Consider the following 25,926-nt stretch of genomic DNA (forward strand, 5'->3'; position numbering starts at 1 on the left):
GAACGAGATCCTGCCATGAGTGAAGAGATTCTGATCAACATCACGCCGATGGAGTCGCGCGTGGCGGTGGTCGAAAACGGTGTGCTGCAAGAAGTCCACGTTGAGCGCACGCAAAAACGCGGGATCGTCGGCAACATCTATAAAGGCAAGATCGTCCGCGTGCTGCCGGGTATGCAGGCGGCATTCGTCGACATCGGCCTCGATCGCGCGGCATTCATTCATGCCGCGGAAATCTCCCTGCGCGAAGGCCCGGCGGTGGAAAGCATCAGCGCGCTGGTGCATGAAGGCCAAAGCCTGGTGGTGCAGGTCACCAAGGACCCGATCGGCTCCAAAGGCGCGCGGTTGACCACGCAGCTGTCGATCCCCTCGCGCTATCTGGTGTACATGCCGCGCACCGCCCATGTCGGCATTTCCCTGAAAATCGAAGATGAAGCCGAGCGCGAGCGCCTCAAGCAGGTGGTCAGCGATTGCGTGGCCAAGGAAGGAATCAAAGAGGCGGGCGGTTTCATTCTGCGCACTGCCGCCGAAGGCGCAGGTGCCGATGAAATCCTCATGGACATCCGTTACCTGCGACGCCTATGGGATCAGATCAACGAACAGATCAAAACCATCGCCGCGCCGAGCGTGATTTACGAAGACCTCGGTCTGGCGTTGCGTACCTTGCGCGATCTGGTTAACCCGAAAATCGAGAAAATTCGGATCGACTCCCGGGAAACGTTCCAGAAAACCACACAGTTCGTCGCCGAACTGATGCCGGAAATCGCCGACCGTCTTGAGCATTACCCGGGCGAGCGGCCAATTTTCGACCTGTATGGCGTCGAAGACGAAATCCAGAAAGCCCTCGAACGCAAGGTCCCGCTGAAGTCCGGTGGTTATCTGGTGGTGGATCCCGCGGAAGCCATGACCACCATCGATGTGAACACCGGTGCTTTCGTCGGACACCGCAACCTCGAAGAAACCATCTTCAAGACCAATCTCGAAGCGGCCACCGCGATCGCCCGGCAAATGCGTCTGCGCAATCTGGGTGGGATCATCATCATCGACTTCATCGACATGGAAGATGAAGAGCACCAGCGCCAGGTGTTGCGCACCCTGGAAAAACAGCTGGAGCGAGACCACGCCAAGACCAACATTATCGGCATCACCGAGTTGGGCCTGGTGCAGATGACCCGCAAGCGTACCCGGGAAAGTCTGGAGCAAGTGCTGTGTGAACCGTGCAGCAGTTGTCAGGGGCGCGGCAAGCTCAAGACTGCGGAAACCATCTGTTACGAGATCTTCCGCGAGATCCTTCGCGAGGCCCGGGCCTATCAGGCCGAGGGTTATCGGGTGCTGGCGAACCAGAAAGTGGTCGACCGTTTGCTCGACGAAGAATCCGGTAACGTCGCCGAGCTTGAAGGGTTTATCGGTCGCACCATACGCTTCCAGGTGGAAACCATGTATTCCCAGGAACAATATGACGTGGTGCTGCTCTGATCCCCTGCGTCACTTTTATTCCACCGCGGCTGGCCTCAGCTTTTCGCAGTATTTTTGCCATGGGAGCCAACTGACATGGAGCGTCTGACACGCATTCTGGCCACACTCACCCGCTGGGGGCTGGGCCTGTGCGCGTTGGTTCTGGTGTTGTTGGCGCTGTATGTCAGTCTCGGCCGTGAGCTGACCCCGCTGGTGGCTGAATATCGCGCCGACATCGAAGACAAGGCCAGTGCCGCGCTTGGCATGCCATTGCAGATCGGCGAACTGGAAGGCAACTGGAGCGGTTTTGCGCCGATCCTGCTGGCTCATGATGTGATGGTCGGCGACGGTGCCAATGCGCTGCGTCTGGACCGGGTGCGGGCGGTACCGGATCTGTGGGCAAGCCTGTTGGCGCGCGAAGTGCGCATTGCCCACCTTGAACTCAACGGTCTGAAAATCAGCCTCAAGGAAGCCGAGGACGGCACTTGGGCGCTGGAAGGCTTGCCGGTGCAGAACGATCAGCCGCTCGACCCGCAGCAGTTGTTCAATCGCTCGCAAATGATTCAGCAACTGTCGGTGCTCGACAGTCAGGTGACCTTGCAACCGCTGGATCACGCGCCACTGACCCTCACGTATGTCGGCCTCAATCTGAAAACCGGCGCCAGCCATCAGCGGCTTGATGCTCGTTTGACCTTGCCGGATGGCCAGCCCGTTGCACTGAGCCTGCGCACACGAATTCGCCCCGAGCAATGGCAGGACAGCGTGGTGGACGGTTATGCCAGCTTGCCGCAAAGCGATTGGTCGAAGTGGCTGCCGGAACGCTTGACCCAGCAGTGGAATTTTTCCGAGATCAAGGCTGGCGGCGAACTCTGGGTCAATTGGGCCAAAGGTACCTTGCAAAGCGCAGCGCTGCGTTTGAACGCGCCGCAACTGACCGGCGCCTATGCTGATCGCAAGCCGATTCAGATCAATAATCTGGCGCTTAACGCCTACTACGAGAACAGTGATGAGGGCGCGACCGTTACCCTCGATTCACTGGCGATGAATTTCGGCGAAAACCGCTGGGAGTCGCATGTACAGGTGAAGCAGACGCGCGCGACCGACAAGGTCGAAGAACTCTGGCACTTGCAGGCGGATCGCCTCGATCTGACCCCGATCACTCCACTGCTCAATGCCTTGGGGCCGTTACCGCAAGGTTTCGCCACGGCCGTTGATCATCTGAAAGTCACCGGTGGCCTGCGTAACGTGCTGCTGGATTTCCGCCCCAATGCAACCGATGGCAACAAATTCAGTTTCGCCACCAATCTGGATAACGTCGGTTTCGACGCCTATCACGGCGCTCCGGCGGCTCGAAACGTCAGCGGTAGCCTCAGCGGCAACCTCGACGGTGGCGAGTTGCGCATGGACAGCAAGGATTTTGTCCTGCACCTCGACCCGATTTTCGCCAAGCCATGGCAGTACATCCAGGCCAATGCGCGGCTGACCTGGAAGCTCGACAAAGACGGTTTCACCCTGATCGCTCCTTACCTGAAAGTGCTTGGCGAAGAAGGCAAGATTGCCGGCGATTTCCTGATTCGCCTGCATTTCGACCATAGCCAGGAAGACTACATGGACCTGCGCGTCGGCCTGGTCGATGGCGACGGTCGCTACACGGCCAAGTATTTGCCCGAGGTCCTTAGCCCGGCCCTCGACGAGTGGCTGCGTACGGCGATCCTCAACGGTGCAGTGGATCAGGGCTTCTTCCAGTATCAGGGTTCGCTGAGCAAAAACGCCGGGGAGGCCGATCGCAGCATCAGCCTGTTCTTCAAAGTGCACGACGCCGAACTGGCGTTCCAGCCGGGCTGGCCGCACGTGAGCAAGGTCAGCGGCGACGTATTCATCGAGGACAGTGGCGTACGGATCTGGGCCGACAAAGGCCAGTTGCTCGACACTCAGGTCAGCGATGTCTTCGTCAATATTCCCCACGTGCCGGCCGGGCAACATACGCACATGTATCTTGATGGCGGCTTTGCCGGCGGCCTCGGTGATGGTCTGAAAATTCTCCAGGATGCACCGATCGGTACCGGTGAAACCTTCGCTGGTTGGGAAGGCGCTGGGGATCTGCAAGGCAAGCTCAAGCTCGACATCCCGCTGGACAAGGGCGGCGACCTGCCGAAGATTCTGGTCGACTTCAAAACCGCCAATGCGCGGCTGAAACTGGCTGAGCCGAAGCTGGAGCTGACGCAACTCAAAGGCGATTTCCGCTTCGACAGCGCCAAAGGACTCAGCGGGCAGAACATCGCCGCGCGGGCGTTCGATAAGCCGGTTACCGCGCAGATCTTCGCCGATGGCAGCCCCGGCAAGCTCAAGACCCGGGTCGCCGCGTCCGGTCAGGTCGAAGTGAAGAAACTCACCGACTGGCTGGGCGTGACGCAACCATTGCCGGTTTCCGGAACCATTCCCTATCAGTTGCAATTGAACCTGGACGGCGCTGACAGCCAGTTGCTGGTCAGCTCCAGCATGAAAGGTGTGGCGGTGGATCTGCCGGCGCCGTTCGGCATGGCGGCAGATGTCGGGCGCGATACCGTGTTCCGCATGACCTTGCAGGGGCAGGAGCGGCGTTACTGGGTCAATTACGACCAGTTGGCCAACTTCACCTTCGCCGCACCGCCGAGCAATTTTGCCGAGGGCCGTGGCGAATTGTTCCTCGGTGCCGGCGAAGCGGTGCTGCCGGGCGCCAAAGGCTTGCGGATTCGCGGGGTGCTTTCGGAACTGGACGTCGCGCCGTGGCAGGACCTGGTCAACAAATACGCCGGGCAGGATCCGGGCGGCAGCGCCAAGCAACTGCTCAACAGTGCTGATTTCAAGGTCGGCAAGCTCACGGCATTCGGAACCACGCTGGATCAGGCGTCGGTGCAGGTCAATCGCAAACCGGGCGCGTGGAATCTGGCTCTCGACAGCCAGCAGGCCAAAGGCTCGGCAAGCCTGCCGGACGCCAAGGGCGTGCCGATTGCGGTCAATCTGCAATACGTGAAACTGCCGGCAGCGGATCCAACGGTGCAGGCTGACGAGAATTCGCCAGACCCGTTGGTGTCGGTTGATCCGACGAAGATTCCTGCACTGGATATCACCATCAATCAACTGTTTCTCGGGCCGGATCTGGTCGGCGGCTGGTCGCTCAAAGTGCGCCCGACCGCGAAAGGCATCGCCCTGAATAATCTCGACATGGGGCTGAAAGGCATCCTGTTGCAGGGCAATGGCGGCTGGGAAGGTACACCGGGGGCGACCAACAGCTGGTTCAAAGGCCGGATTGGCGGCAAGAACCTCGCCGATGTCCTCAAGGGCTGGGGCTTTGCTCCGAGCGTGACCAGCGAAGAATTCCACATGGACGTCGATGGCCGCTGGCCGGGCTCGCCGGCATGGCTGGCGACCAAGCGCTTCTCCGGCACCCTCGACGCGTCGCTGAACAAAGGTCAGTTTGTTGAGGTGGAGGGGGGCGCGCAGGCGTTGCGAGTGTTCGGCCTGCTCAACTTCAACTCCATCGGCCGGCGTTTGCGTCTGGACTTCTCGGATCTGTTCGGCAAAGGCTTGAGCTACGACCGGGTCAAAGGTCTGCTGGTGGCGAACAATGGTGTGTATGTCACCCGTGAGCCGATTCGCCTGACCGGTCCTTCGAGCAACCTTGAGCTGGACGGTACGCTGGATCTGGTCGGCGATCAGGTGGACGCCAAGTTGCTGGTGACCTTGCCGGTGACCAACAACCTGCCGATTGCCGCGTTGATCGTTGGCGCACCGGCGGTCGGCGGCGCGTTGTTCCTCATCGACAAACTGATCGGTGACCGTGTGGCGCGTTTTGCCAGTGTGAAATACACCGTCAAAGGCCCATGGAAAGAGCCGAAAATCACCTTCGACAAGCCTTTTTGAACAGCCAGTCCCTGAACCGATGGAGTAGCATGGCCGCATACCTCTTGCGGAGTTCGCCATGTCTTTAGCGGTGATTCAAATGGTCAGCCAGAGCGACGTGCTGGCCAATCTGGCTCAGGCCGGGCGCCTGCTTGAACAGGCAGCAGCCGGCGGTGCGAAGCTGGCGGTGCTACCGGAAAACTTCGCCGCCATGGGCCGTCGCGACATCGCTGACATCGGCCGTGCCGAAGCCATGGGCGAAGGGCCGATCCTGCCATGGTTGAAACAGACCGCCCGAGACCTCAAGTTATGGATAGTGGCCGGCACTTTGCCGTTACCGCCGGTGGATCAGCCGACGGCCAAGGCCAATGCGTGCTCGCTGCTGGTCGATGATCAGGGCGAAATCGTTGCCCGCTATGACAAGTTGCATCTGTTCGACGTCGATGTGGCGGACAATCGCGGGCGTTACCGCGAATCCGATGACTATGCTTATGGCAGTGGCGTCGTCGTTGCCGACACGCCGGTAGGGCGAGTCGGTCTGACCGTGTGTTACGACTTGCGCTTTCCCGAGCTGTACAGCGAATTGCGTGCTGCCGGTGCCGAGTTGATTACCGCACCGTCAGCCTTTACTGCGGTGACCGGCGCAGCACATTGGGATGTGTTGATTCGCGCGCGGGCCATCGAGACACAGTGCTACGTGCTGGCTGCAGCGCAGGGCGGGACCCACCCGGGACCGCGAGAAACCTTCGGTCATGCAGCGATTATCGACCCGTGGGGTCGTGTGCTGGCGAGTCAGGATCAAGGCGAAGCGGTGTTGTTGGCCGAGCGCGATAGCAATGAACAAGCGTCCATCAGGGCGCGAATGCCGGTGACGCGTCATCGGCGGTTTTTCTCGCAGGGCGCACAGCGGCCTGCTTCAGAACACGAATTTAAGGCGTAAACCTATGAGCGAGTTGTTGTCCTCAGTCAGTGATCACCTGTTGGCGCCCGGCGGCGTGACGATCGAGAGCCTGCAAGGTGTGCTCGGCGACCTGGCCGGCCCCGGCATCGACGCCGCCGACTTGTATTTCCAGGGCCAGATATCCGAGTCCTGGGCGCTGGAAGACGGCATCGTCAAGGAAGGCAGCTTCAACCTCGACCAAGGTGTCGGCGTCCGCGCGCAGTCCGGTGAGAAAACCGGTTTTGCCTACAGTAACGCGATCACCCTCGAAGCCCTCGGCGCAGCGGCCCGTGCCGCGCGTTCGATCTCCCGAGCCGGGCAGAACGGCACGGTGCAGGCGTTCACCACGCAGGATGTCGCACAGTTATACGCGCCGGATAACCCGTTGGAGGTGCTGACTCGTGCAGAGAAAGTCGAGCTGCTCAAGCGCATCGATGTGGCTACCCGTGCACTCGACCCGCGGATCCAGCAAGTCAGCGTTAGCATGGCCGGTGTCTGGGAACGCATTCTGGTGGCATCCACCGACGGCGGCCTGGCGGCGGATGTGCGCCCGCTGGTGCGTTTCAATGTCAGCGTGATTGTTGAGCAGAATGGCCGTCGCGAGCGTGGCGGACATGGTGGCGGCGGGCGTACCGACTACCGTTATTTCCTCGCCGAAGACCGCGCCATGGGTTATGCCCGTGAAGCGTTGCGCCAGGCGCTGGTGAATCTGGAAGCGATTCCGGCGCCGGCCGGCACTTTGCCGGTGGTATTGGGTTCGGGCTGGTCCGGCGTGCTGTTGCACGAAGCGGTCGGTCATGGTCTGGAAGGCGATTTCAACCGCAAGGGTAGTTCGGCCTACAGCGGCCGCATGGGCGAAATGGTTGCTTCCAAGCTCTGCACCATCGTCGATGACGGCACCTTGAGCGGCCGTCGCGGCTCGCTCAGCGTCGATGACGAAGGCACGCCGACCGAGTGCACCACGCTGATCGAAAACGGCGTACTCAAAGGCTATATGCAGGACAAGCTCAACGCGCGCTTGATGGGCGTTGCCCGCACCGGTAACGGTCGTCGTGAGTCCTACGCGCACCTGCCGATGCCACGCATGACCAACACTTACATGCTCGGCGGTGAAAGCGATCCGGCGGAAATCATCGCGTCGGTGAAGAAAGGCATCTACTGCGCCAACCTCGGCGGTGGCCAGGTCGATATCACCAGCGGCAAGTTCGTGTTCTCCACCAGCGAGGCGTACCTGATCGAAGACGGCAAGATCACCGCGCCGGTCAAAGGCGCGACATTGATCGGCAACGGCCCTGAGGCGATGAGCCGGGTGTCGATGGTCGGTAACGATCTGGCGCTGGACAGCGGTGTGGGCACGTGCGGCAAGGATGGGCAGTCGGTGCCGGTGGGCGTGGGTCAGCCGACGCTGAAAATCGATGCGATCACCGTGGGTGGCACGGGCGCATAAATAAACGTGTGTAGGAGCTGCCGAAGGCTGCGATCTTTTGATCTTGCTTAACAATCAAAGTCAAAAAATCGCAGCCTGCGGCAGCTCCTACAAGTGGCGAGATATCAACGCAGACCGCGTTGAGTCTCGTCCAGCTCACGGATGTACTTGAAGATCTTGCGGCTGGAAGCAGGAGGTTTGTTTTGCGCAACCTCGTGCTGAGCCTGACGGATCAGGGAACGCAATTGCTGGCGATCGGCGTCCGGGTACTCGACGACGAATTTCTCCAGCACGGCATCGTCGCCTGCGATCAGGCGATCACGCCAGCGCTCCAGGTTATGGAAACGCTCGTTGTACTGACGAGTCGAGGCATCGAGTTGATCGAGCAGCGTGAGAATCGCGTCAGTGTCCTGATCGCGCATCAGTTTGCCGATGAACTGCAAGTGCCGTTTACGCGCGATGTTCGCGGTGTGCTTGGGCGCATCGGCCAAAGCCCGGCGCATGGCGTCGGTCAGCGGCAGTTTTGCGATCAAGTCTGGCTTGAGAGTGGTCAGGCGCTCGCCGAGGTCAACCAGAGCATGCAGCTCGCGTTTGACCTGAGATTTGCTTTTTTCTCCCGTATCGAGGGAGTCGTCGTAAGAATCAACCATGGTGGCAGTCCGCAAAGAAACGCCGCCATGATAACCAGTCGGGGGCCGCTTGTCCGGCCCGGTCGCTCGATGACCCCAGCCGAAAGCAGAATTTGAGTGGAGATGAGCATGAGTGCAGTTCAAAGCGTCGGCCCGCAGGCATTGCCGGCACTGCAGGAACAAGTCGAGCAGATCATCGCCGAAGCCAAGCGTCAGGGTGCCAGTGCCTGCGAAGTAGCGGTGTCGCTGGAGCAGGGCCTGTCGACGTCGGTGCGCCAGCGTGAAGTCGAAACGGTCGAGTTCAACCGCGATCAGGGCTTCGGCATCACGCTGTATGTGGGCCAGCGCAAAGGCTCGGCCAGCACCTCGGCGACCGGTCCGGAGGCGATTCGCGAGACCGTCGCGGCGGCACTGGCCATCGCCAAGCACACCTCCGAAGACGAGGCCTCGGGCCTCGCTGATGCGGCGTTGATGGCTAAGGAACAGCATGATTTCGATCTGTTCCACGAATGGGACATTACCCCGGAGCAGGCCATCGAGAAGGCCTTGCTCTGTGAAGCCGCGGCATTCGACGCCGATGCGCGTATCAAGAACGCCGACGGCACCACCCTCAGCACTCATCAGGGCTGCCGCGTGTACGGCAACAGCCACGGTTTCATTGGTGGCTACGCATCGACCCGGCACAGCCTGAGCTGCGTAATGATTGCCGAGGCCGATGGCCAGATGCAGCGTGATTACTGGTATGACGTGAACCGTCAGGGCACTTTGCTCGCGGATCCGGTAAGCATCGGCCAGCGTGCTGCGCAACGGGCGGCGAGCCGTCTGGGCGCACGTCCGGTGCCGACTTGCGAAGTGCCGGTGCTGTTTTCCGCAGAACTGGCGGGTGGTCTGTTTGGCAGTTTCCTCTCGGCGGTGTCGGGCGGCAGCCTGTATCGCAAGTCGTCATTTCTTGAAGGCACCCTGGGGCAGAAGCTGTTCCCGGAATGGCTGACCATCGATGAGCGTCCGCACCTGATGCGCGCGATGGGCAGTGCTTCGTACGACGGTGATGGTCTGGCGACGTATGCCAAACCGTTCGTCGAAAAGGGTGAGTTGGTGTCTTACATCCTCGGCACGTACTCCGGGCGCAAACTCGGTATGCCAAGCACGGCCAACGCTGGCGGCGTACACAACCTGTTCGTCACCCATGGCGATGAAGATCAGGCTGCATTGTTGAAGCGCATGGGCCGAGGCTTGTTGGTCACCGAGTTGATGGGCCATGGCTTGAACATGGTCACCGGCGACTATTCACGTGGTGCGGCGGGTTTCTGGGTCGAGAATGGCGAAATCCAGTTCGCCGTGCAGGAAGTGACCATCGCCGGCAACATGCGCGACATGTTCAAGCAGATCGTCGCGGTCGGTAATGATCTGGAGCTGCGCAGCAACATTCGCACCGGCTCGGTGTTGATCGAGCGGATGACCGTCGCGGGTAGCTAAACCTCAGCCGTCACAAGATAAGGCGCGCCACCTCAACGGGTGGCGCGCCTTTTTTATTGGCTCGACACAAAACCAATGTGGGAGCGAGCCTGCTCGCGAAAGCGATTTAACAGCCGACCTCAGCGTTGACTGACACGACGCCTTCGCGAGCAGGCTCGCTCCTACAATAAGTTGGAGTAACTCGGCGCTCTTGTTTTGGTTCTCATTATCATCTAATAATAAATCTCATTATCGGATGAGCCCCGGATCATGAGTTCTGCCTTGCACGAGCAGCCGTACCTCGAAAGCTGGCGCTGGATGAGTCGCCAGATCCGTTGCGCGATGGATCCCGACGAACCGCGCCTGATCGAACACTATCTGGCCGAGGGCCGGTATCTGGCCTGTTGTACGGCGACTTCTCCCTGGACCATCGCTGAAACCTCCTTCCGCCTGCTGCTCGACACGGCCACCGACATCGCCTTGCCGTGGCATTGGCGCAGCTTCTGTCTCGATCAAGCCTGGCGTCCACTGCGTGAAATGGAGCGCCTGTCCCTGTGCAAATGCCGGCTCCAGCGTTGGCAACGCTATACCTGGCAGCTCGCCACCTGCGAACTGCTGCCCTCGATTCCTCTTATTGAACTGGTGCAAGGATTTTCAGATGACCAAGACACGTATTGAGCGCGACAGCATGGGCGAACTGCAGGTGCCGGTGGACGCTCTCTACGGCGCGCAAACCCAGCGCGCGGTGGATAACTTCCCGATCAGCGGCAAACCGATGCCGACGCAATTCATTCGCGCGCTGATCCTCGCCAAAGCCGCCGCCGCCCGCGCCAACGTTGAACTCAACCAGATCAGCGCCGCCCAGGGCAAAGCCATCAGCGACGCCGCGCAAGGCCTGCTCGAAGGCGACTTCATGCCGCATTTCCCGGTGGATATCTTCCAGACCGGTTCCGGCACCAGCTCGAACATGAACGCCAACGAAGTGATCGCCACCCTGGCCAGCCGTCTGCTGGGTGAGCCGGTGAACGCCAACGATCACGTCAACTGCGGCCAGAGCAGCAACGACATCATCCCGACCACCATTCACGTCAGCGCTGCGCTGGCCCTGCATGAGCAACTGTTGCCGGCGCTGCTGCATCTGGTGCAAGTGATCGAGCAAAAAGCCACGCACGTACATCACCACGTCAAAACCGGCCGCACGCATTTGATGGATGCGATGCCGGTGCGCATGAGCCAGGTGCTGAACGGTTGGGCGCAGCAGCTCAAAGCCAATATCTGTCATCTGCAGGATTTGCTGCCGAGTCTGCAATCCCTGGCGCAGGGCGGCACGGCGGTCGGCACCGGGATCAACGCGCATCCTGAATTCGCCGCTCGATTCAGCCGTCATCTGAGCCAGTTGGCCGACGTGCAATTCACTCCGGGCACGGACCTGTTTGCGCTGATCGGCTCGCAGGACACCGCCGTCGCCGTCTCCGGCCAGCTCAAGGCCACCGCGGTGTCGCTGATGAAAATCGCCAACGACCTGCGCTGGATGAACTCAGGCCCGCTCGCCGGCCTCGGCGAAATCGAACTCGAAGCCCTGCAACCGGGCTCGTCGATCATGCCGGGCAAAGTCAATCCGGTGATCCCGGAAGCCACTGCCATGGTTGCCGCACAAGTGATCGGCAACGATTCGGTGATCACCGTCGCCGGCCAGTCGGGCAACTTCGAACTGAACGTGATGCTGCCGATCATCGCGCAGAACCTGTTGAGCAGCATCGAACTGCTGGCCAATTCCAGCCGCGTGCTCGGCGACAAAGCCATCGCCAACTTCAAGGTCAACGAATCGCGCTTGAAAGAAGCGTTGTCGCGTAACCCGATTCTGGTGACCGCACTGAACCCGATCATCGGTTACCAGAAAGCCGCTGAAATTGCCAAGCAGGCCTACCAGGAAGGCCGCGCGGTAATCGACGTCGCTCTGGAACACACCGACCTGTCACGTAGCCAACTGGAAGAGTTGCTCAACCCCGAGAAACTCACCGCCGGCGGCGTGTAAACCCCGCAACCGCTTTGGAGGCTCACCATGGAGCACTGGAAACGCACGATCGAACGGGCCAATCGCTGCTTCATGCTCGGCGAACTGATCGACGCCCGTGAGGCTTACCTGCAAGCCCTGGCCCTGGCGCAAGTGTTGTTCGAACGTTGGGCGGATGCCGACGAAGCGGTGGCGGCTTGCGTCATCTCCCACCACAACCTGGCGGACCTGCACCTGCGCCTGAATCAGCCGGAGGAAAGCGCCGAATACCTTTGCGCCATCCATCAACGCTTGTTGCAGACCATGCAGGACGAACGTCAGCGCCTGGCCCTGCGTGAAGCGGCGTTGCGCCAGAGCAGCAAAACCTACGTCGAGCTGTTGAATTTCATCAGCGAGCACGGCGAGTACCCGCGTACCCAGCGCCTGCTGCACCCCGATACCGGCAATGCGCGCCGCGCGCCTGCCTCTCATCACCATGGAGTCCATTGAAATGGCTTTTACCTTGCCGGCCCTGCCTTACGCCTACGACGCCCTCGAACCGCATATCGATGCACAAACCATGGAGATTCATTACACCAAGCATCATCAGACTTACATCAACAACCTCAACGCGGCAGTAGAAGGCACTGAATACGCCGAATGGCCGGTGGAAAAACTCGTTTCCAGTGTTCAACAACTGCCGGAAAAGCTTCGAGCGGCGGTGATCAATCAGGGCGGCGGTCACGCTAATCACTCATTGTTCTGGGAAGTGATGGTGCCGAGCGGTGGCGGCAAGCCTGATGGTGCGCTGGCCAAGGCCATCGATGAGCAACTGGGCGGCCTCGACAGCTTCAAGGAAGCTTTCACCAAAGCCGCGCTGACCCGTTTCGGCAGCGGCTGGGCGTGGCTGAGCGTGACCCCGGAGAAAAAGCTCATCGTGGAAAGCAGCGGCAACCAGGACAGCCCGCTGATGAACGGCAACACGCCGATTCTTGGTCTCGACGTCTGGGAGCACGCCTATTACCTGCGCTATCAGAACCGTCGCCCGGAATACATCAACGCCTTTTACAACGTGATCAACTGGCCTGAAGTGGCTGCGCGCTATCAGGCCGCACTGGTTTAAGCCTCCTATAAAAACAATCCAGGGCTGACTATGGGCACTGAAACACTGGCGATCGGAAGTGGGCGTATGTTTCGTTACGCGGTGGGATCGCTGTTGCTGTTGGCGGGCATGACCTTGCTGGTCGGTCACGCACTGCAATGGCTGGATCTGGAGCCAAGGCTGTTGCGGGCGTTGCAGGGCGGCGCGATCTGCGCCCTCGGCACGGCGCTTGGCGCTGTCCCGGTGCTGGTGATTCGGCGGATGCCGCAGACACTCAGTGATACCTTGCTGGGTTTTGGTGCCGGGGTGATGCTGGCGGCGACCGCTTTTTCGTTGATCGTGCCGGGCATTGCCGCCGCCGAAAGCCTCGGACTGACCCCGTGGGGCGCCAGCGGCCTGATCTGCTTCGGCATCATGCTCGGTGCGTTCGGGCTGTATCTGGTTGATCGCAAGGTGTCCGGCGCTTCTGCGGAAATGCTCGTCGGCACTGTCGAGCATCCGGTGATTCCGCCACGGATCTGGCTGTTCGTGTTCGCCATCATTGCCCATAACATCCCGGAAGGCATGGCCGTTGGCGTTTCCGCTGGCGGCGGCATGCCGGATGCGGACAGTCTGGCCATGGGCATCGCTCTGCAGGATGTGCCGGAAGGACTGGTGATTGCCTTGGTACTGGCTGGGGCGGGAATGTCGCGGGTCAGGGCGTTCCTGATTGGTGCGGCGTCAGGTCTGGTCGAGCCGGTGTTTGCGCTGTTGTGTGCGTGGCTTGTGAGTCTGGCGCAGGTGTTGTTGCCGTTAGGTCTGGCATTGGCGGCGGGGGCGATGTTGCTGGTGGTGACCCACGAAGTGATACCCGAGTCGCGACGCCATGGTCATGACAAGCTGGCCAGTCTTGGCTTGTTGATCGGGTTTTGTTTGATGATGGTGATGGATACGGCGCTGGGCTGAATGAAGGTAAGGAGGGAGCAAGCTCCCTCAGTGGCGGATCAACCGCCTTCGTCGAAGTAGTTGTTGATCAGCGCCACCAAGGCATCCATTGCCTCTTCGGCCTGTTCACCTTCGGTGCTCAAATGGATTTTGGTGCCCTTGCCGGCCGCAAGCATCATCATCGCCATGATGCTTTTACCGTCCACTGCTGTTTCGGGCGTTCGACCGACTCTTATCATCGTCTCCGGAAACTTGCCGGCCACGCCGACAAATTTAGCCGATGCCCGGGCATGTAGACCTAATTTGTTGATGATTTCGATTTCACGAGCAGGCATCGCGGAGTGAATCCTTTAAGTGAGGTCGCGGTGGCGAACCTGGACGTTCTTCAGGGTTTTCTGCAGGGCCTGACCCAGACGTTCGGTCAGGTAGACGGAACGGTGATGCCCGCCGGTGCAGCCAATGGCAATGGTGACGTAGGCGCGGTTGCTCGCGGCGAAGCGCGGCAGCCACTTTTGCAGGTAGGTGAAGATGTCCTGAAACATTTCTTCGACTTCCGGCTGTGCTGCAAGGTATTCGGCCACCGGCGCATCGAGACCTGATTGCGCGCGCAGTTCCGGCTTCCAGTACGGATTGGGCAGGCAGCGCACATCGAATACCAGATCCGCATCCACAGGCATGCCGCGCTTGAAGCCGAATGACTCGACCAGGAAAGCCGTACCAGGCTCCGGCTGGTTCAGCAGACGCAGCTTGATCGAGTCGCGCAACTGGTACAGGTTCAGGTTGGTGGTGTTGATCTTCAGGTCAGCGAGGTCGGCAATCGGGCCGAGCAGGGCGGTTTCATCCTGGATCGCCTCGGCCAGCGAGCGATTGGCGTTGCTCAGGGGATGGCGACGGCGCGTTTCAGAAAAACGCTTGAGCAGGGTTTCCTCGTCGGCATCCAGATACAGGACGTCGCACTGGATGTGCTTGCTTCGGACATCTTCAAGCAGTTCGGGGAAACGAGAAAGGTGGCTCGGCAGGTTGCGTGCATCAATCGATACGGCTACCAGCGGTTGCGCCAGTTCGGTGTGAATCAGCGCGCGTTCGGCCAGTTCCGGCAGCAGGCCTGCGGGCAGGTTGTCGATGCAGTAATAGCCGTTGTCCTCAAGAACATCCAGAGCTGTGCTTTTACCCGAGCCGGAGCGGCCACTGACGATGATCAAACGCATGATTAATGCCCGTTCTGCTCGCTCAGGACGACCTGATACAAGGCTTCGCTACTCGGTGCGCTGCGCAGTTTTTCGCGCACTTCCTTGCGATCAAGCATGCTGGCGATCTGACGCAGCAACTCCAGATGCGCATCGGTGGCAGCCTCCGGGACCAGCAGGACGAACAGGAGGTCAACCGGTGCGCCGTCAATGGCGTCGAAATCAATTGGAGCGTCAAGGTGCATCAGCGCACTGATCGGTGCTGTGCAACCCTTGAGGCGGCAATGGGGGATGGCGATGCCGTTACCAAAACCGGTAGAACCGAGTTTTTCACGGGCAATCAACGCCTCGAAGACATCTTGCATCTCCAGATCCGGCACTTCTCGGGCGATCAGGTTGGCAATTTGTTCGAGGGCTTTCTTTTTGCTGCCGCCCGGCACGTTCACGAGGGAACGGCCGGGGGTCAGGATACTTTCAAGTCGGATCATGGGGTGGGGGGTTATCGACCGGTCGCGCCCTGGAGCAGGCTCTGGGTCTTTTCCTTATGCTTTTTGAGTTGTTTATCCAGCTTGTCGGTCAAGGCGTCGATCGCCGCGTACATATCGGTATGTTCCGCGTTGGCGACCACTTCGCTGCCGGGTATATGCAAGGTGGCTTCGATTTTCTGCTTCAGCTTTTCGACGCACATCGTGACCTGCACGTTGGTGATCTTGTCGAAATGGCGCTCCAGTCGTTGGAGTTTTTCCTCGATATAGGCGCGCAGAGGTTGGGTCACTTCCAGTTGGTGTCCACTGATGTTGACTTGCATACAGCTTCTCCTTCGTTGCCAGTGCATAAAGCGGCAGGCTGGATAGCCTGCCACTGGAACGCTGTAACGTGGCTTACATCAACCGCTTGCGTTCGCTCGAAGGCGCGATCCCGAGGGATTCGCGGTACTTGGCGACGGTGCGGCGAGCCACCTGAATGCCTTGTGCCTCCAGTAAACCAGCGATCTTGCTGTCACTCAACGGCTTTTTCTGATTTTCCGCGGCAACCAGTTTTTTGATGATCGCGCGGATCGCCGTGGACGAGCATTCGCCGCCTTCGGAGGTACTGACGTGGCTGGAGAAAAAGTATTTCAGTTCATAAATACCGCGCGGGGTATGCATGAATTTCTGCGTAGTCACCCGGGAAATCGTCGATTCGTGCATGCCGACCGCTTCAGCGATGTCGTGCAGGACCAACGGTTTCATGGCTTCGTCGCCGTATTCCAGAAAACCGCGCTGATGCTCGACGATCTGGGTGGCTACTTTCATCAGGGTTTCGTTGCGGCTTTGCAGGCTCTTGATGAACCAGCGGGCTTCCTGCAACTGATTGCGCATGAAGGTGTTGTCGGCGCTGGTGTCGGCACGGCGGACGAAACCGGCGTACTGGGCGTTGACGCGCAGACGCGGCACCGATTCCTGATTGAGTTCGACCAGCCAGCGCTCGTTGTCCTTGCGCACGATAACGTCGGGGACAACGTATTCGGCTTCGGTGGACTCGATTTGCGAGCCCGGGCGCGGATTGAGGCTTTGTACCAGTTCGATGACCTGGCGCAGCTCGTCTTCCTTGAGCTTCATCCGGCGCATCAACTGGCTGTAGTCGCGGCTGCCGAGCAGGTCGATGTAATCGCTGACCAAACGTTTCGCTTCAGCCAGCCAAGGCGTCTTGGCGGGTAACTGACGCAATTGCAGCAACAGGCATTCACTAAGGTTGCGCGCACCAATGCCGGCCGGTTCGAACTGCTGGATACGGTGCAGAACGGCTTCGATTTCGTCGAGTTCGATGTCCAGTTCCGGATCGAACGCCTCGAGAATCTCTTCGAGGGTTTCATCCAGATAGCCCTGATTGTTGATGCAATCGATCAGGGTGACGGCGATCAGGCGATCGGTGTCGGACATCGGTGCGAGGTTCAGTTGCCACAGCAGGTGGCTTTGCAGGCTCTCGCCGGCCGAGGTGCGGGTGGTGAAGTCCCACTCGTCGTCATCGCTGCTCGGCAGGCTGCTGGCGCTGGTCTGGTAGACGTCTTCCCACGCGGTATCGACTGGCAGTTCGTTGGGGATACGTTCGCTCCAGTCACCTTCCTCGAGGTTGTCCACCGTCGGCGCGGTTTCCTGATACGAGGGTTCCTGGATCTCGGTGTTGGGCTTCTGTTCGGCGTTGTCGGCCATTGGGTCGGAATTGTCGAAGTCGTCGCCTTCTTCCTGGCGTTCGAGCATCGGATTGGATTCCAGCGCCTCCTGGATTTCCTGTTGCAGATCCAGGGTCGACAATTGGAGCAGGCGGATGGCCTGTTGCAGCTGCGGTGTCATCGTCAGCTGCTGGCCCATTCTCAAGACTAGCGATGGTTTCATGGCAGGGGCTTAACACCTTATTCGCCGGCGCTATGCGCCATCCACTACAGGGCGCCGAAGCGCCAAACTTAAGCAAATTATATGCCTGAAACTGAAGTGTTTGCCTAGAGCGCTGTAACAATTAAAGCGTATTAAATCCTGCTTGAATCGATACAGCGCCCCGGCGGCGCACCGGGCACTGTTGCGCTTACAGGCGGAACTCGTGGCCCAGATACACTTCCTTGACCAGATCGTTGGCCAGGATGGTTTCTGCGTCGCCTTCAGCGATCAGTTGACCATCGTTGACGATGTAAGCGGTTTCGCAGATATCCAGCGTCTCACGGACGTTGTGGTCGGTGATCAACACACCGATACCCTTGGCCTTGAGGTGGTGGATGATCTGCTTGATGTCGCCGACCGAGATCGGGTCGACACCGGCGAACGGTTCGTCGAGCAGGATGAATTTCGGTGCAGTTGCCAGCGCGCGAGCGATTTCCACGCGGCGGCGTTCACCACCGGACAGGCTCATGCCAAGGTTGTCGCGAATGTGGCTGATGTGGAATTCCTGCAGCAGGCTTTCCAGCTCCTTGCGACGGCCGGCCTTGTCGAGCTCCTGACGGGTCTCGAGGATGGCCATGATGTTGTCGGCCACCGACAGTTTGCGGAAGATCGACGCTTCTTGCGGCAAATAGCCGATGCCAGCCTTTGCACGACCGTGCATCGGCTGATGGCTGACGTCCAGATCATCGATCAGTACGCGGCCCTGATCGGCCTGTACCAGGCCGACGATCATGTAGAAGCACGTAGTCTTGCCGGCACCGTTGGGACCGAGCAGGCCAACGATCTGGCCGCTGTCGATCGACAGGCTGACGTCACGCACGACCTGGCGGCTTTTATAGGCCTTGGCCAGGTGCTGAGCTTTCAGAGTTGCCATTACTGGGTTTTCTCGTCGGTTTTCTTCTTCGGCTGGATCACCATGTCGATGCGCGGACGCGCCTCGGTGACCTTGCTGCCGGTAGCGCGACCGGCGCTGGCCAGTTTCTTCACGGTGTCATAGACGATTTTCTCGCCCTGAGTCGTGTTGTTGTCCTTGTCGACAACCTTGGCCTTGTCGATCAGCACAACGCGGTTTTGCGCGGCGTGGTACTGAATCGTCACGCCCCAGCCCTGCACGGGCTTGGCGTCACCTTGAGTTTGCAGTTGCTCGAAATAGGCGAGATTGCCCACCGACGTCACGACGTCGATATCACCGGCCGGGGTGCGAGTGATGGTCACCGTGTTGCCTTTAACGATCATCGAGCCCTGGGTAATGATCACATCACCTTTATAGGTTGCGATGCCGTTCTTGTCGTCCAGTTGGGCGTCGTCGGCCTGAATGCGGATAGGTTGCTGCTGATCGTTCGGCAGAGCCCAGGCGCTCACGCTTCCCAGTGCTGCGCCCAGACTGAGCAAAATAGGGAGGGTTTTAACGAGCCTCATACTGTCCTCTTACGTTCGATTGCAGGTGTATCCTGCTTTCCTTCAGGTACGCTTTCATTCCGACGCCAGTCGATACACCGCCAGCGCCCTCGATTCTAACGGGTTGCTCGGTCTGCGCATATTCTTGCTGCGGGAACACGGTCATGCGGGTGCTGGTGATCAGGGTGCCGCGGTTTTTCTCATCGGTGCGCTGTACGCGTACCGAGTCGATCAGTTCGACTTCGGTGCCGCCCGAGTTCACTTCGCCACGCTCGCTGGTCACGTGCCATGGGAAGTCAGTGCCGCGATACATGTTCAGATCCGGCTTGGTGACCAGAGTGATATCGGTGGCCTTGACGTGCTCGGCCTTGTCGGAAGTCATCTCGTACTGCACCTTGCCATCGGGCAAGTACTGAATGGTGTGTGTGTTGGTCGCGTACCAGTCGATCGGATTCTCGGCGGTCGAGACGGGCGGCTTGTCGAGGAAACGTTCCGGGCTGATGTTCCAGTAGCCCACCGCGGCAAATATAGCGGCGATGCAGCCGAACAGCAGGAAGTTGCGAAATTTTTTGCTGAACATGGTTTGGCTCACAGGTACGCGGCGTTGGCCGCATCGAGGCGGCCCTGGGCGCGCAGTATCAATTCGCAGAATTCGCGGGCGGCACCTTCGCCACCACGGGCGCGGGTGACGCCATGGGCGTGCTCGCGGACGAAATCGGCAGCGTTGGCCACGGCCATGCCCAGGCCCACCCGGCGGATTACCGGAAGGTCGGGCAGGTCGTCACCGAGATAGGCGACCTCTTCATAACTTAGACCCAGTTGCTCAAGCAGGCCGTCGAGAACGACCAGTTTGTCTTCACGGCCCTGAAACAGGTGGGGAATCCCCAGGTTTTTCGCGCGACGCTCGACCACCGGGGTCTTGCGACCGCTGATGATAGCGGTCTGCACGCCGGCATTCATCAGCATTTTGATACCTTGGCCGTCGAGCGTGTTGAAGGTCTTGAATTCGCTGCCGTCTTCAAGGAAGTACAGACGCCCGTCAGTGAGGACACCGTCGACGTCGAAAACCGCCAGTTTGATCGCTTTGCCGCGTTGCAGCAGATCGTTGTTCATTACATGACTCCTGCGCGCAGCAGATCGGAGAGGTTGAAGGCGCCGACCGGGCGATCTTCTTCGTCTACGACGACCAGTGCGTTGATTCGGTGATCTTCCATGATTTTCAGGGCTTCGGCGGCCAGCATCTCGGGCCGTGCGGTCTTGCCGTGGGCCGTCATTACCTGGTCGATGGTGGCGCTGCGAATGTCGATGCTGCGATCCAGTGTGCGACGCAAGTCGCCGTCAGTGAAGATCCCGGCCAGTTTACCGTCAGTTTCGAGGATGACGGTCATGCCCAGACCTTTACGGGTCATTTCCATCAATGCGTCCTTGAGCAGCGTGCCGCGCTGGACTTGCGGCAACTCCTGCCCAGCGTGCATGACGTTTTCCACTTTCAGCAGCAGGCGACGGCCGAGGGCGCCACCCGGGTGCGAGAAAGCGAAATCTTCGGCGGTGAAGCCGCGTGCTTCCAGCAAGGCGACGGCCAGCGCGTCACCCATGACCAGCGCAGCGGTGGTCGAGGACGTCGGCGCCAGGTTCAGCGGGCAGGCTTCATGCTCGACGTGAACATTGAGATTGACCTCGGCAGCCTTGGCCAGCGGCGATTGCGGGTTGCCGGTGACGCTGATCAACTGGATGCCCAGGCGTTTGATCAGCGGCAGCAGGGTTACGATTTCATTGGTCGAGCCGGAGTTCGACAGAGCGAGGATCACATCGTCACGAGTGATCATGCCCATGTCGCCATGGCTGGCTTCGGCCGGGTGGACAAAGAAAGCAGGAGTACCGGTGCTGGCCAGGGTGGCGGCAATCTTGTTGCCGATGTGCCCGGACTTGCCCATGCCGACCACGACTACACGGCCTTTACTGGCCAGAATCATCTCGCAAGCGCGTACGAAATCGGCATCGATATGGGGCAACAAGCCTTGTACGGCCTCCACTTCGAGTTGGATGGTGCGTTGTGCCGATTGAATCAGGTCGCTGGATTGGCTCATGTCAGAAATCGTATAGCCCGATGAAAAGGCGGCGATTATAGCGGTTATGTTGCAAAGCCTCACGCAAGTTCGTCGTGCTTTGTCATTACTCGTTACCAAAACCCGGGAAACGAGCCTGCGCACCTGTCATATCGCCGAACACAGACTGGTACAAGCCTTGGGCGCTTCACCTTTGCAGTGATATAGTTCGCCGCCAGTTCGGCCTGCCCGGGATGTACGTACTTTTCAAGTAAAGACAGGCGTCCGAGTGAGAGGCTGCATCGCAAGGAGTTTAGATGAGTGCCGATAACGCCTACGCGGTCGAGCTGAAGGGAGTCTCCTTCAAGCGCGGTGCGCGCAGCATTTTCAATAACGTCGATATTCGCATACCGCGCGGCAAGGTCACCGGCATCATGGGGCCTTCCGGGTGTGGCAAGACCACGCTGCTGCGATTGATGGGCGCACAACTGCGCCCTGCCAGCGGCGAAGTCTGGGTCAACGGCCAGAACCTGCCTGCGCTTTCGCGCAGCGATCTGTTCGATGCGCGAAAGCACATGGGTGTGCTGTTTCAAAGCGGCGCGCTGTTCACCGATCTCGATGTATTCGAGAACGTGGCTTTCCCCCTGCGTGTTCATACCGATTTGCCGGAAGAAATGATCCGCGACATCGTCCTGCTCAAATTGCAGGCGGTCGGTCTGCGCGGCGCCATCGACTTGATGCCGGATGAACTGTCCGGCGGCATGAAGCGCCGCGTCGCACTGGCGCGGGCGATTGCGCTCGATCCGCAGATCCTTATGTACGACGAACCGTTCGTCGGGCAGGACCCGATCGCCATGGGCGTGCTGGTCCGCCTGATTCGCCTGCTCAACGATGCGCTGGGGATCACCAGTATCGTGGTCTCTCACGATCTGGCCGAAACCGCGAGCATCGCCGACTACATCTATGTGGTCGGTGACGGTCAGGTGCTGGGGCAGGGTACGCCGGACGAGTTGATGAACTCGGACGAGCCGCGTATCCGTCAGTTCATGACCGGCGATCCCGATGGCCCGGTGCCGTACCATTTTCCAGCGACGGATTACCGCGCAGATCTTCTGGGGAAGCGCTGATGCGCAGAATTTCATTAATAGAACGCGTGCGCCGGTTCGGCGAGGCGGCGATCGATGCCGTTGCGGTGTTCGGTCGTGCGACGCTGTTCCTGTTTCATGCCTTGCTGGGGCGTGGCGGGATCAGTGGCGGTTTCGGTCTGCTGGTCAAACAGTTGCATTCGGTCGGCGTGATGTCGCTGGTGATCATCGTCGTTTCCGGGATCTTCATCGGCATGGTGCTGGCGCTGCAAGGCTTCAGCATTCTGTCGAGCTACGGTTCGGAACAGGCGGTGGGGCAGATGGTGGCGCTGACCTTGCTGCGTGAGCTGGGTCCGGTGGTGACGGCGCTGTTGTTCGCCGGTCGTGCCGGTTCGGCACTGACCGCCGAGATCGGCAACATGAAGTCCACTGAGCAGCTTTCCAGCCTGGAAATGATCGGTGTCGATCCGCTCAAGTACATCATTGCCCCGCGCCTGTGGGCCGGCTTCATTTCCCTGCCGGTGCTGGCGATGATTTTCAGTGTGGTGGGCATCTGGGGTGGTTCGTGGGTGGCTGTCGACTGGCTGGGTGTGTATGAAGGCTCTTATTGGGCGAACATGCAGAACAGCGTGAATTTCACCAGTGACGTGCTCAATGGCGTGATCAAAAGTATTGTTTTTGCCTTTGTAGTGACCTGGATTGCCGTATTCCAAGGCTATGACTGTGAGCCCACTTCCGAGGGCATCAGTCGCGCCACCACCAAGACCGTGGTATTCGCCTCGCTGGCGGTACTGGGTCTGGACTTTATTCTGACTGCTTTGATGTTTGGAGATTTCTGATGCAAAACCGCACCCTGGAAATCGGTGTCGGCCTGTTCCTGCTGGCAGGGATCCTGGCCTTGTTGCTGCTTGCTTTGCGGGTCAGTGGTCTGTCTCCGACATCGACCACCGACACCTATAAACTGTATGCCTACTTTGACAATATCGCCGGTTTGACGGTCAGAGCCAAAGTGACCATGGCCGGTGTGACCATCGGTAAGGTCACGGCGATCGATCTGGATCGCGACAGCTTCACCGGTCGGGTCACGCTGCAAGTGGATAAAAAGGTCGACAATCTGCCGACCGACTCCACTGCGTCTATCCTGACCGCTGGTCTGCTGGGCGAGAAGTACATCGGTATCAGCGTCGGCGGGGAAGACAAACCGCTGAAGGATGGCGGAACCATCCACGACACGCAGTCGTCACTGGTACTGGAAGACCTGATCGGTAAATTCCTGCTCAATACCGTTAGCAAAGATGCCAAATGAGGAGCTTTTGAATGATCTCTACCTTGCGACGTGGCCTGTTGGTGTTGCTCGCGGCCTTGCCTCTGATGGCTAACGCTGCGCCTGGGCAATCCGCGCATGATCTGGTTCAGGACACTACTAACCGGATGCTTGCCGACCTGGCTGCCAACAAAGAGAAGTACAAGCAGGATCCGCAGGGTTTCTACACGGCGTTGGATACCATCGTCGGTCCGGTGGTGGACGCTGAAGGCATTTCCAAAAGCATCATGACGGTCAAGTATTCGCGCAAGGCCACGCCGGCGCAGATGAAGACCTTCGAAGAAAACTTCAAGAAGGGCCTGTTCCAGTTCTACGGCAACGCCTTGCTCGAGTACAACAACCAGGGCATCAGTGTTGATCCTGCCAGGGACGAATCGGGCGATCGCACCAGCGTCAACATGACCGTCAAGGGTAGCAACGGCGCGATCTATCCGGTGCAGTACACGCTGGAGAAGATCAGTGGCGAGTGGAAACTGCGCAATGTGATCATCAACGGCATCAACATCGGCAAGTTGTTCCGCGATCAGTTCGCTGACGCGATGCAGCGCAATGGCAACGACCTGGACAAGACCATCAACAATTGGGCCGGTGAAGTCGCCAAGGCCAAAGAGTCCACGGACAAAGCTGCCGAGAAGCCAGCGCAATGAATGAGGCCGCAGTTCGTATGAGTGATGTCGACGAGCTTTTGCTCAGCGGAGTGCTGGATTACCGCACCGGCGCCGACCTGCGCAAGGAAGGCCAGGCGCTGATCAAATCGAGCAAGGCATCTTCGCTGGTGATTGACTGCTCGGCGGTGAAGAAGTCCAGCAGCGTCGGTTTGTCGTTGCTGCTGTGCTTCATGCGCGATGCCAACGCGGCCGGCAAGGCTGTCAGCATCCGCGCGATGCCCGAAGACATGCGCGAAATTGCTCAGGTCAGTGAACTGACCGAACTGTTGGCGCAACCCTGAACCCGCATCAATAAAGAAGCCCCCCGTCAGAGTCCTGCCAATGCGGGGTTCGCAGGCGCGGGGCTTTTTTGTATGATGTCCGACCCGTGCGCACAGGGCGCCGATTGAGGTTGAGCATGCAGGCCGTAGAAGTGAAGAGCTTCCTTGAAGGAAAGCTGCCCGGAACGTTGGTAGAAGTTGAAGGCGAAGGCTGCAATTTCCAGCTGAACGTGATTAGCGATGAACTGGCGGCGTTGAGCCCGGTGAAGCGTCAGCAGCAGATCTATGCCCATTTGAACCCATGGATCACCGATGGCAGCATCCATGCGGTCACTATGAAATTTTTCAGCAGCGCGGCCTGGGCCGAGCGCACCTGAGCCTAAGGGCGTCGAGATTCTTATGGATAAATTGATTATTACCGGTGGCGCTCGTCTTGATGGCGAGATCCGTATTTCCGGGGCAAAGAACTCTGCCCTGCCGATCCTGGCTGCCACGCTGCTGTGCGATGGCCCGGTGACCGTTGGCAACCTGCCGCACCTGCACGACATCACCACCATGATCGAGCTGTTCGGGCGCATGGGCATCGAGCCGGTGATCGACGAGAAACTCAGCGTCGAAATCGACCCGCGCACCATCAAGACCCTGATCGCGCCGTACGAATTGGTGAAAACCATGCGTGCGTCGATTCTGGTACTGGGCCCGATGGTTGCTCGTTTCGGTGAAGCCGAAGTTGCACTGCCTGGCGGTTGCGCGATCGGTTCGCGTCCGGTCGACCTGCACATCCGTGGCCTCGAAGCCATGGGCGCAGTCATCGACGTCGAAGGCGGCTACATCAAGGCCAAGGCGCCTGAAGGTGGCTTGCGCGGTGCGCACTTCTTCTTCGATACCGTCAGCGTAACCGGTACCGAGAACATCATGATGGCCGCTGCTCTGGCCAAGGGTCGCAGCGTGTTGCAGAACGCCGCCCGTGAACCTGAAGTGGTTGACCTGGCGAACTTCCTCAACGCCATGGGCGCCAAGGTTTCCGGCGCTGGTACCGACACCATCACCATTGATGGCGTCGAGCGTCTGGGTTCGGCTTTCTATAAGGTCATGCCTGACCGCATCGAAACCGGCACCTACCTGGTTGCCGCTGCCGTGACCGGCGGCCGCGTCAAGGTCAAGGACACTGATCCGACCATCCTTGAAGCCGTTCTGGAAAAACTCCGTGAAGCCGGCGCAGAAATCACCTGTGGTGAAGACTGGATCGAGCTGAACATGCACGGCAAGCGTCCGAAAGCGGTCAACGTGCGCACCGCGCCGTACCCGGCTTTCCCGACTGACATGCAGGCCCAGTTCATCTCGCTCAACGCCATTGCCGAAGGCACTGGTGCCGTGATCGAGACGATCTTCGAAAACCGTTTCATGCACGTGTACGAACTGCACCGCATGGGCGCCAAGATCCAGGTCGAAGGCAACACTGCCATCGTCACCGGTACTGAAGTCCTCAAGGGCGCGCCAGTGATGGCGACCGACCTGCGTGCTTCGGCAAGCCTGGTGATCTCGGCACTGGTTGCCGAAGGCGATACGCTGATCGACCGCATCTACCACATCGACCGTGGTTACGAGTGCATCGAAGAAAAACTGCAGATGCTGGGCGCCAAGATCCGTCGCGTTCCGGGCTGATTGCTGCATCGGGACACAGGGACGTGTCCGTTGAATTCGTTTTGAGTCGAGCCGGTTTCCGCCTCGATGTGTGTCCG

At 59.5% G+C, this 25,926-nt stretch carries 28 protein-coding genes; 17 read left to right on the forward strand and 11 right to left on the reverse strand.

The features are described 5' to 3' along the window. Positions 1-15: 15 nt before the first annotated feature. From rng to tldD, 4 genes are all read left to right on the forward strand, one after another. Complete coding sequence (rng, locus tag QZR14_RS09680) at positions 16-1,473, forward strand: ribonuclease G (protein WP_007915369.1); 1,458 nt, start codon at positions 16-18, stop codon at positions 1,471-1,473. Between the two features lie 75 nt (positions 1,474-1,548). Next, a complete protein-coding gene (locus QZR14_RS09685; protein WP_311996436.1) occupies positions 1,549-5,355 on the forward strand; it encodes a YhdP family protein in 3,807 nt (1,268 codons plus the stop codon). A 58-nt stretch (positions 5,356-5,413) separates the two neighbouring features. Next, positions 5,414-6,274 carry a carbon-nitrogen hydrolase family protein gene (locus tag QZR14_RS09690; protein WP_311996437.1) on the forward strand — a complete coding sequence of 287 codons (861 nt, stop codon included), beginning with the start codon at positions 5,414-5,416 and terminating at the stop codon, positions 6,272-6,274. Positions 6,275-6,278: 4 nt separating this feature from the next. Then, on the forward strand, positions 6,279-7,721 hold the full coding sequence (gene tldD, locus QZR14_RS09695) for a metalloprotease TldD (RefSeq protein WP_007915374.1): 1,443 nt from the start codon (positions 6,279-6,281) through the stop codon (positions 7,719-7,721). 104 nt (positions 7,722-7,825) lie between these two features. On the opposite strand, the gene yjgA is transcribed toward tldD, so the two are convergent. Further along, entirely contained in the window at positions 7,826-8,350 is a 525-nt protein-coding gene (yjgA, locus tag QZR14_RS09700) for a ribosome biogenesis factor YjgA (protein WP_007915377.1), read from the reverse strand. Between the two features lie 108 nt (positions 8,351-8,458). Between yjgA and pmbA the strand changes: the two genes are divergently transcribed. From pmbA to QZR14_RS09730, 6 genes are all read left to right on the forward strand, one after another. Further along, on the forward strand, positions 8,459-9,805 hold the full coding sequence (gene pmbA, locus QZR14_RS09705) for a metalloprotease PmbA (RefSeq protein WP_123451674.1): 1,347 nt from the start codon (positions 8,459-8,461) through the stop codon (positions 9,803-9,805). Between the two features lie 249 nt (positions 9,806-10,054). Next, positions 10,055-10,462, forward strand: a complete 408-nt coding sequence (locus tag QZR14_RS09710) for a FagA protein (RefSeq protein WP_095049750.1) — start codon at positions 10,055-10,057, stop codon at positions 10,460-10,462. After that, the gene (locus tag QZR14_RS09715) at positions 10,443-11,819 is read left to right on the forward strand and encodes a class II fumarate hydratase (protein ID WP_311996438.1); all 1,377 of its coding nucleotides are present in this window, start codon (positions 10,443-10,445) and stop codon (positions 11,817-11,819) included. The genes QZR14_RS09710 and QZR14_RS09715 overlap by 20 nt, the downstream gene beginning before the upstream one ends. A gap of 27 nt (positions 11,820-11,846) precedes the next feature. Then, positions 11,847-12,287, forward strand: a complete 441-nt coding sequence (locus QZR14_RS09720; RefSeq protein ID WP_311996439.1) for a hypothetical protein — start codon at positions 11,847-11,849, stop codon at positions 12,285-12,287. Position 12,288: 1 nt separating this feature from the next. Continuing rightward, the gene (locus tag QZR14_RS09725; protein WP_250607619.1) at positions 12,289-12,900 is read left to right on the forward strand and encodes a superoxide dismutase; all 612 of its coding nucleotides are present in this window, start codon (positions 12,289-12,291) and stop codon (positions 12,898-12,900) included. A gap of 30 nt (positions 12,901-12,930) precedes the next feature. Next, positions 12,931-13,824: a ZIP family metal transporter gene (locus QZR14_RS09730; protein WP_250607621.1), complete on the forward strand. Its 894-nt coding sequence runs from the start codon at positions 12,931-12,933 to the stop codon at positions 13,822-13,824. Between the two features lie 38 nt (positions 13,825-13,862). On the opposite strand, the gene QZR14_RS09735 is transcribed toward QZR14_RS09730, so the two are convergent. From QZR14_RS09735 to QZR14_RS09780, 10 genes are all read right to left on the reverse strand, one after another. Beyond that, positions 13,863-14,138 (reverse strand): HPr family phosphocarrier protein, encoded by a 276-nt coding sequence (locus tag QZR14_RS09735; protein WP_250607623.1) that lies wholly within the window; start codon positions 14,136-14,138, stop codon positions 13,863-13,865. Between the two features lie 15 nt (positions 14,139-14,153). After that, the gene (gene rapZ, locus QZR14_RS09740; protein ID WP_250607625.1) at positions 14,154-15,011 is read right to left on the reverse strand and encodes an RNase adapter RapZ; all 858 of its coding nucleotides are present in this window, start codon (positions 15,009-15,011) and stop codon (positions 14,154-14,156) included. A gap of 2 nt (positions 15,012-15,013) precedes the next feature. Beyond that, entirely contained in the window at positions 15,014-15,478 is a 465-nt protein-coding gene (gene ptsN / locus QZR14_RS09745; protein ID WP_123451686.1) for a PTS IIA-like nitrogen regulatory protein PtsN, read from the reverse strand. Positions 15,479-15,489: 11 nt separating this feature from the next. Beyond that, on the reverse strand, positions 15,490-15,798 hold the full coding sequence (gene hpf / locus QZR14_RS09750) for a ribosome hibernation-promoting factor, HPF/YfiA family (RefSeq protein WP_250607627.1): 309 nt from the start codon (positions 15,796-15,798) through the stop codon (positions 15,490-15,492). A 73-nt stretch (positions 15,799-15,871) separates the two neighbouring features. Continuing rightward, entirely contained in the window at positions 15,872-17,365 is a 1,494-nt protein-coding gene (locus tag QZR14_RS09755; RefSeq protein ID WP_186624822.1) for an RNA polymerase factor sigma-54, read from the reverse strand. Positions 17,366-17,552: 187 nt separating this feature from the next. Beyond that, complete coding sequence (gene lptB / locus QZR14_RS09760) at positions 17,553-18,278, reverse strand: LPS export ABC transporter ATP-binding protein (protein ID WP_008085069.1); 726 nt, start codon at positions 18,276-18,278, stop codon at positions 17,553-17,555. After that, on the reverse strand, positions 18,278-18,823 hold the full coding sequence (lptA, locus tag QZR14_RS09765; RefSeq protein ID WP_007912414.1) for a lipopolysaccharide transport periplasmic protein LptA: 546 nt from the start codon (positions 18,821-18,823) through the stop codon (positions 18,278-18,280). The genes lptB and lptA overlap by 1 nt, the downstream gene beginning before the upstream one ends. Next, positions 18,810-19,382 (reverse strand): LPS export ABC transporter periplasmic protein LptC, encoded by a 573-nt coding sequence (gene lptC / locus QZR14_RS09770; protein WP_250607631.1) that lies wholly within the window; start codon positions 19,380-19,382, stop codon positions 18,810-18,812. Before lptC ends, lptA begins: the two co-directional genes overlap by 14 nt. Positions 19,383-19,390: 8 nt before the next feature. Then, positions 19,391-19,915 carry a KdsC family phosphatase gene (locus tag QZR14_RS09775; RefSeq protein ID WP_141127747.1) on the reverse strand — a complete coding sequence of 175 codons (525 nt, stop codon included), beginning with the start codon at positions 19,913-19,915 and terminating at the stop codon, positions 19,391-19,393. Then, positions 19,915-20,889, reverse strand: coding sequence for a KpsF/GutQ family sugar-phosphate isomerase (locus QZR14_RS09780; protein WP_007912405.1), 975 nt, complete (start codon positions 20,887-20,889; stop codon positions 19,915-19,917). The genes QZR14_RS09775 and QZR14_RS09780 overlap by 1 nt, the downstream gene beginning before the upstream one ends. A gap of 275 nt (positions 20,890-21,164) precedes the next feature. Here QZR14_RS09780 and QZR14_RS09785 point away from each other — a divergent pair, with 275 nt between their 5' ends. The 7 genes from QZR14_RS09785 (at position 21,165) to murA (ending at position 25,849) form a co-directional block, all read left to right on the forward strand. After that, complete coding sequence (locus tag QZR14_RS09785; RefSeq protein ID WP_311996440.1) at positions 21,165-21,974, forward strand: ATP-binding cassette domain-containing protein; 810 nt, start codon at positions 21,165-21,167, stop codon at positions 21,972-21,974. Further along, positions 21,974-22,771, forward strand: a complete 798-nt coding sequence (gene mlaE / locus QZR14_RS09790; RefSeq protein WP_003221704.1) for a lipid asymmetry maintenance ABC transporter permease subunit MlaE — start codon at positions 21,974-21,976, stop codon at positions 22,769-22,771. Before QZR14_RS09785 ends, mlaE begins: the two co-directional genes overlap by 1 nt. Next, on the forward strand, positions 22,771-23,238 hold the full coding sequence (gene mlaD / locus QZR14_RS09795; protein WP_007912400.1) for an outer membrane lipid asymmetry maintenance protein MlaD: 468 nt from the start codon (positions 22,771-22,773) through the stop codon (positions 23,236-23,238). The genes mlaE and mlaD overlap by 1 nt, the downstream gene beginning before the upstream one ends. Positions 23,239-23,249: 11 nt before the next feature. After that, positions 23,250-23,903, forward strand: a complete 654-nt coding sequence (locus tag QZR14_RS09800; RefSeq protein ID WP_311996441.1) for an MlaC/ttg2D family ABC transporter substrate-binding protein — start codon at positions 23,250-23,252, stop codon at positions 23,901-23,903. Further along, positions 23,900-24,205, forward strand: a complete 306-nt coding sequence (locus tag QZR14_RS09805; protein WP_250607637.1) for an STAS domain-containing protein — start codon at positions 23,900-23,902, stop codon at positions 24,203-24,205. Before QZR14_RS09800 ends, QZR14_RS09805 begins: the two co-directional genes overlap by 4 nt. A 116-nt stretch (positions 24,206-24,321) precedes the next feature. Further along, positions 24,322-24,561 carry a BolA family protein gene (locus QZR14_RS09810; RefSeq protein ID WP_007912386.1) on the forward strand — a complete coding sequence of 80 codons (240 nt, stop codon included), beginning with the start codon at positions 24,322-24,324 and terminating at the stop codon, positions 24,559-24,561. 22 nt (positions 24,562-24,583) lie between these two features. Continuing rightward, positions 24,584-25,849, forward strand: coding sequence for a UDP-N-acetylglucosamine 1-carboxyvinyltransferase (gene murA / locus QZR14_RS09815; RefSeq protein WP_007912385.1), 1,266 nt, complete (start codon positions 24,584-24,586; stop codon positions 25,847-25,849). Positions 25,850-25,926 lie beyond the last annotated feature (77 nt).

The organism is Pseudomonas sp. rhizo66 (assembly GCF_031931925.1).
Classification (GTDB): domain Bacteria; phylum Pseudomonadota; class Gammaproteobacteria; order Pseudomonadales; family Pseudomonadaceae; genus Aquipseudomonas.

Coding starts and splice junctions, on each gene's coding strand:
- rng (WP_007915369.1), top strand. CDS start 16: ATGAGTGAAGAGATTCTGATCAACATCACGCCGATGGAGTCGCGCGTG.
- QZR14_RS09685 (WP_311996436.1), top strand. CDS start 1,549: ATGGAGCGTCTGACACGCATTCTGGCCACACTCACCCGCTGGGGGCTG.
- QZR14_RS09690 (WP_311996437.1), top strand. CDS start 5,414: ATGTCTTTAGCGGTGATTCAAATGGTCAGCCAGAGCGACGTGCTGGCC.
- tldD (WP_007915374.1), top strand. CDS start 6,279: ATGAGCGAGTTGTTGTCCTCAGTCAGTGATCACCTGTTGGCGCCCGGC.
- yjgA (WP_007915377.1), bottom strand. CDS start 8,350: ATGGTTGATTCTTACGACGACTCCCTCGATACGGGAGAAAAAAGCAAA.
- pmbA (WP_123451674.1), top strand. CDS start 8,459: ATGAGTGCAGTTCAAAGCGTCGGCCCGCAGGCATTGCCGGCACTGCAG.
- QZR14_RS09710 (WP_095049750.1), top strand. CDS start 10,055: ATGAGTTCTGCCTTGCACGAGCAGCCGTACCTCGAAAGCTGGCGCTGG.
- QZR14_RS09715 (WP_311996438.1), top strand. CDS start 10,443: ATGACCAAGACACGTATTGAGCGCGACAGCATGGGCGAACTGCAGGTG.
- QZR14_RS09720 (WP_311996439.1), top strand. CDS start 11,847: ATGGAGCACTGGAAACGCACGATCGAACGGGCCAATCGCTGCTTCATG.
- QZR14_RS09725 (WP_250607619.1), top strand. CDS start 12,289: ATGGCTTTTACCTTGCCGGCCCTGCCTTACGCCTACGACGCCCTCGAA.
- QZR14_RS09730 (WP_250607621.1), top strand. CDS start 12,931: ATGGGCACTGAAACACTGGCGATCGGAAGTGGGCGTATGTTTCGTTAC.
- QZR14_RS09735 (WP_250607623.1), bottom strand. CDS start 14,138: ATGCCTGCTCGTGAAATCGAAATCATCAACAAATTAGGTCTACATGCC.
- rapZ (WP_250607625.1), bottom strand. CDS start 15,011: ATGCGTTTGATCATCGTCAGTGGCCGCTCCGGCTCGGGTAAAAGCACA.
- ptsN (WP_123451686.1), bottom strand. CDS start 15,478: ATGATCCGACTTGAAAGTATCCTGACCCCCGGCCGTTCCCTCGTGAAC.
- hpf (WP_250607627.1), bottom strand. CDS start 15,798: ATGCAAGTCAACATCAGTGGACACCAACTGGAAGTGACCCAACCTCTG.
- QZR14_RS09755 (WP_186624822.1), bottom strand. CDS start 17,365: ATGAAACCATCGCTAGTCTTGAGAATGGGCCAGCAGCTGACGATGACA.
- lptB (WP_008085069.1), bottom strand. CDS start 18,278: ATGGCAACTCTGAAAGCTCAGCACCTGGCCAAGGCCTATAAAAGCCGC.
- lptA (WP_007912414.1), bottom strand. CDS start 18,823: ATGAGGCTCGTTAAAACCCTCCCTATTTTGCTCAGTCTGGGCGCAGCA.
- lptC (WP_250607631.1), bottom strand. CDS start 19,382: ATGTTCAGCAAAAAATTTCGCAACTTCCTGCTGTTCGGCTGCATCGCC.
- QZR14_RS09775 (WP_141127747.1), bottom strand. CDS start 19,915: ATGAACAACGATCTGCTGCAACGCGGCAAAGCGATCAAACTGGCGGTT.
- QZR14_RS09780 (WP_007912405.1), bottom strand. CDS start 20,889: ATGAGCCAATCCAGCGACCTGATTCAATCGGCACAACGCACCATCCAA.
- QZR14_RS09785 (WP_311996440.1), top strand. CDS start 21,165: ATGAGTGCCGATAACGCCTACGCGGTCGAGCTGAAGGGAGTCTCCTTC.
- mlaE (WP_003221704.1), top strand. CDS start 21,974: ATGCGCAGAATTTCATTAATAGAACGCGTGCGCCGGTTCGGCGAGGCG.
- mlaD (WP_007912400.1), top strand. CDS start 22,771: ATGCAAAACCGCACCCTGGAAATCGGTGTCGGCCTGTTCCTGCTGGCA.
- QZR14_RS09800 (WP_311996441.1), top strand. CDS start 23,250: ATGATCTCTACCTTGCGACGTGGCCTGTTGGTGTTGCTCGCGGCCTTG.
- QZR14_RS09805 (WP_250607637.1), top strand. CDS start 23,900: ATGAATGAGGCCGCAGTTCGTATGAGTGATGTCGACGAGCTTTTGCTC.
- QZR14_RS09810 (WP_007912386.1), top strand. CDS start 24,322: ATGCAGGCCGTAGAAGTGAAGAGCTTCCTTGAAGGAAAGCTGCCCGGA.
- murA (WP_007912385.1), top strand. CDS start 24,584: ATGGATAAATTGATTATTACCGGTGGCGCTCGTCTTGATGGCGAGATC.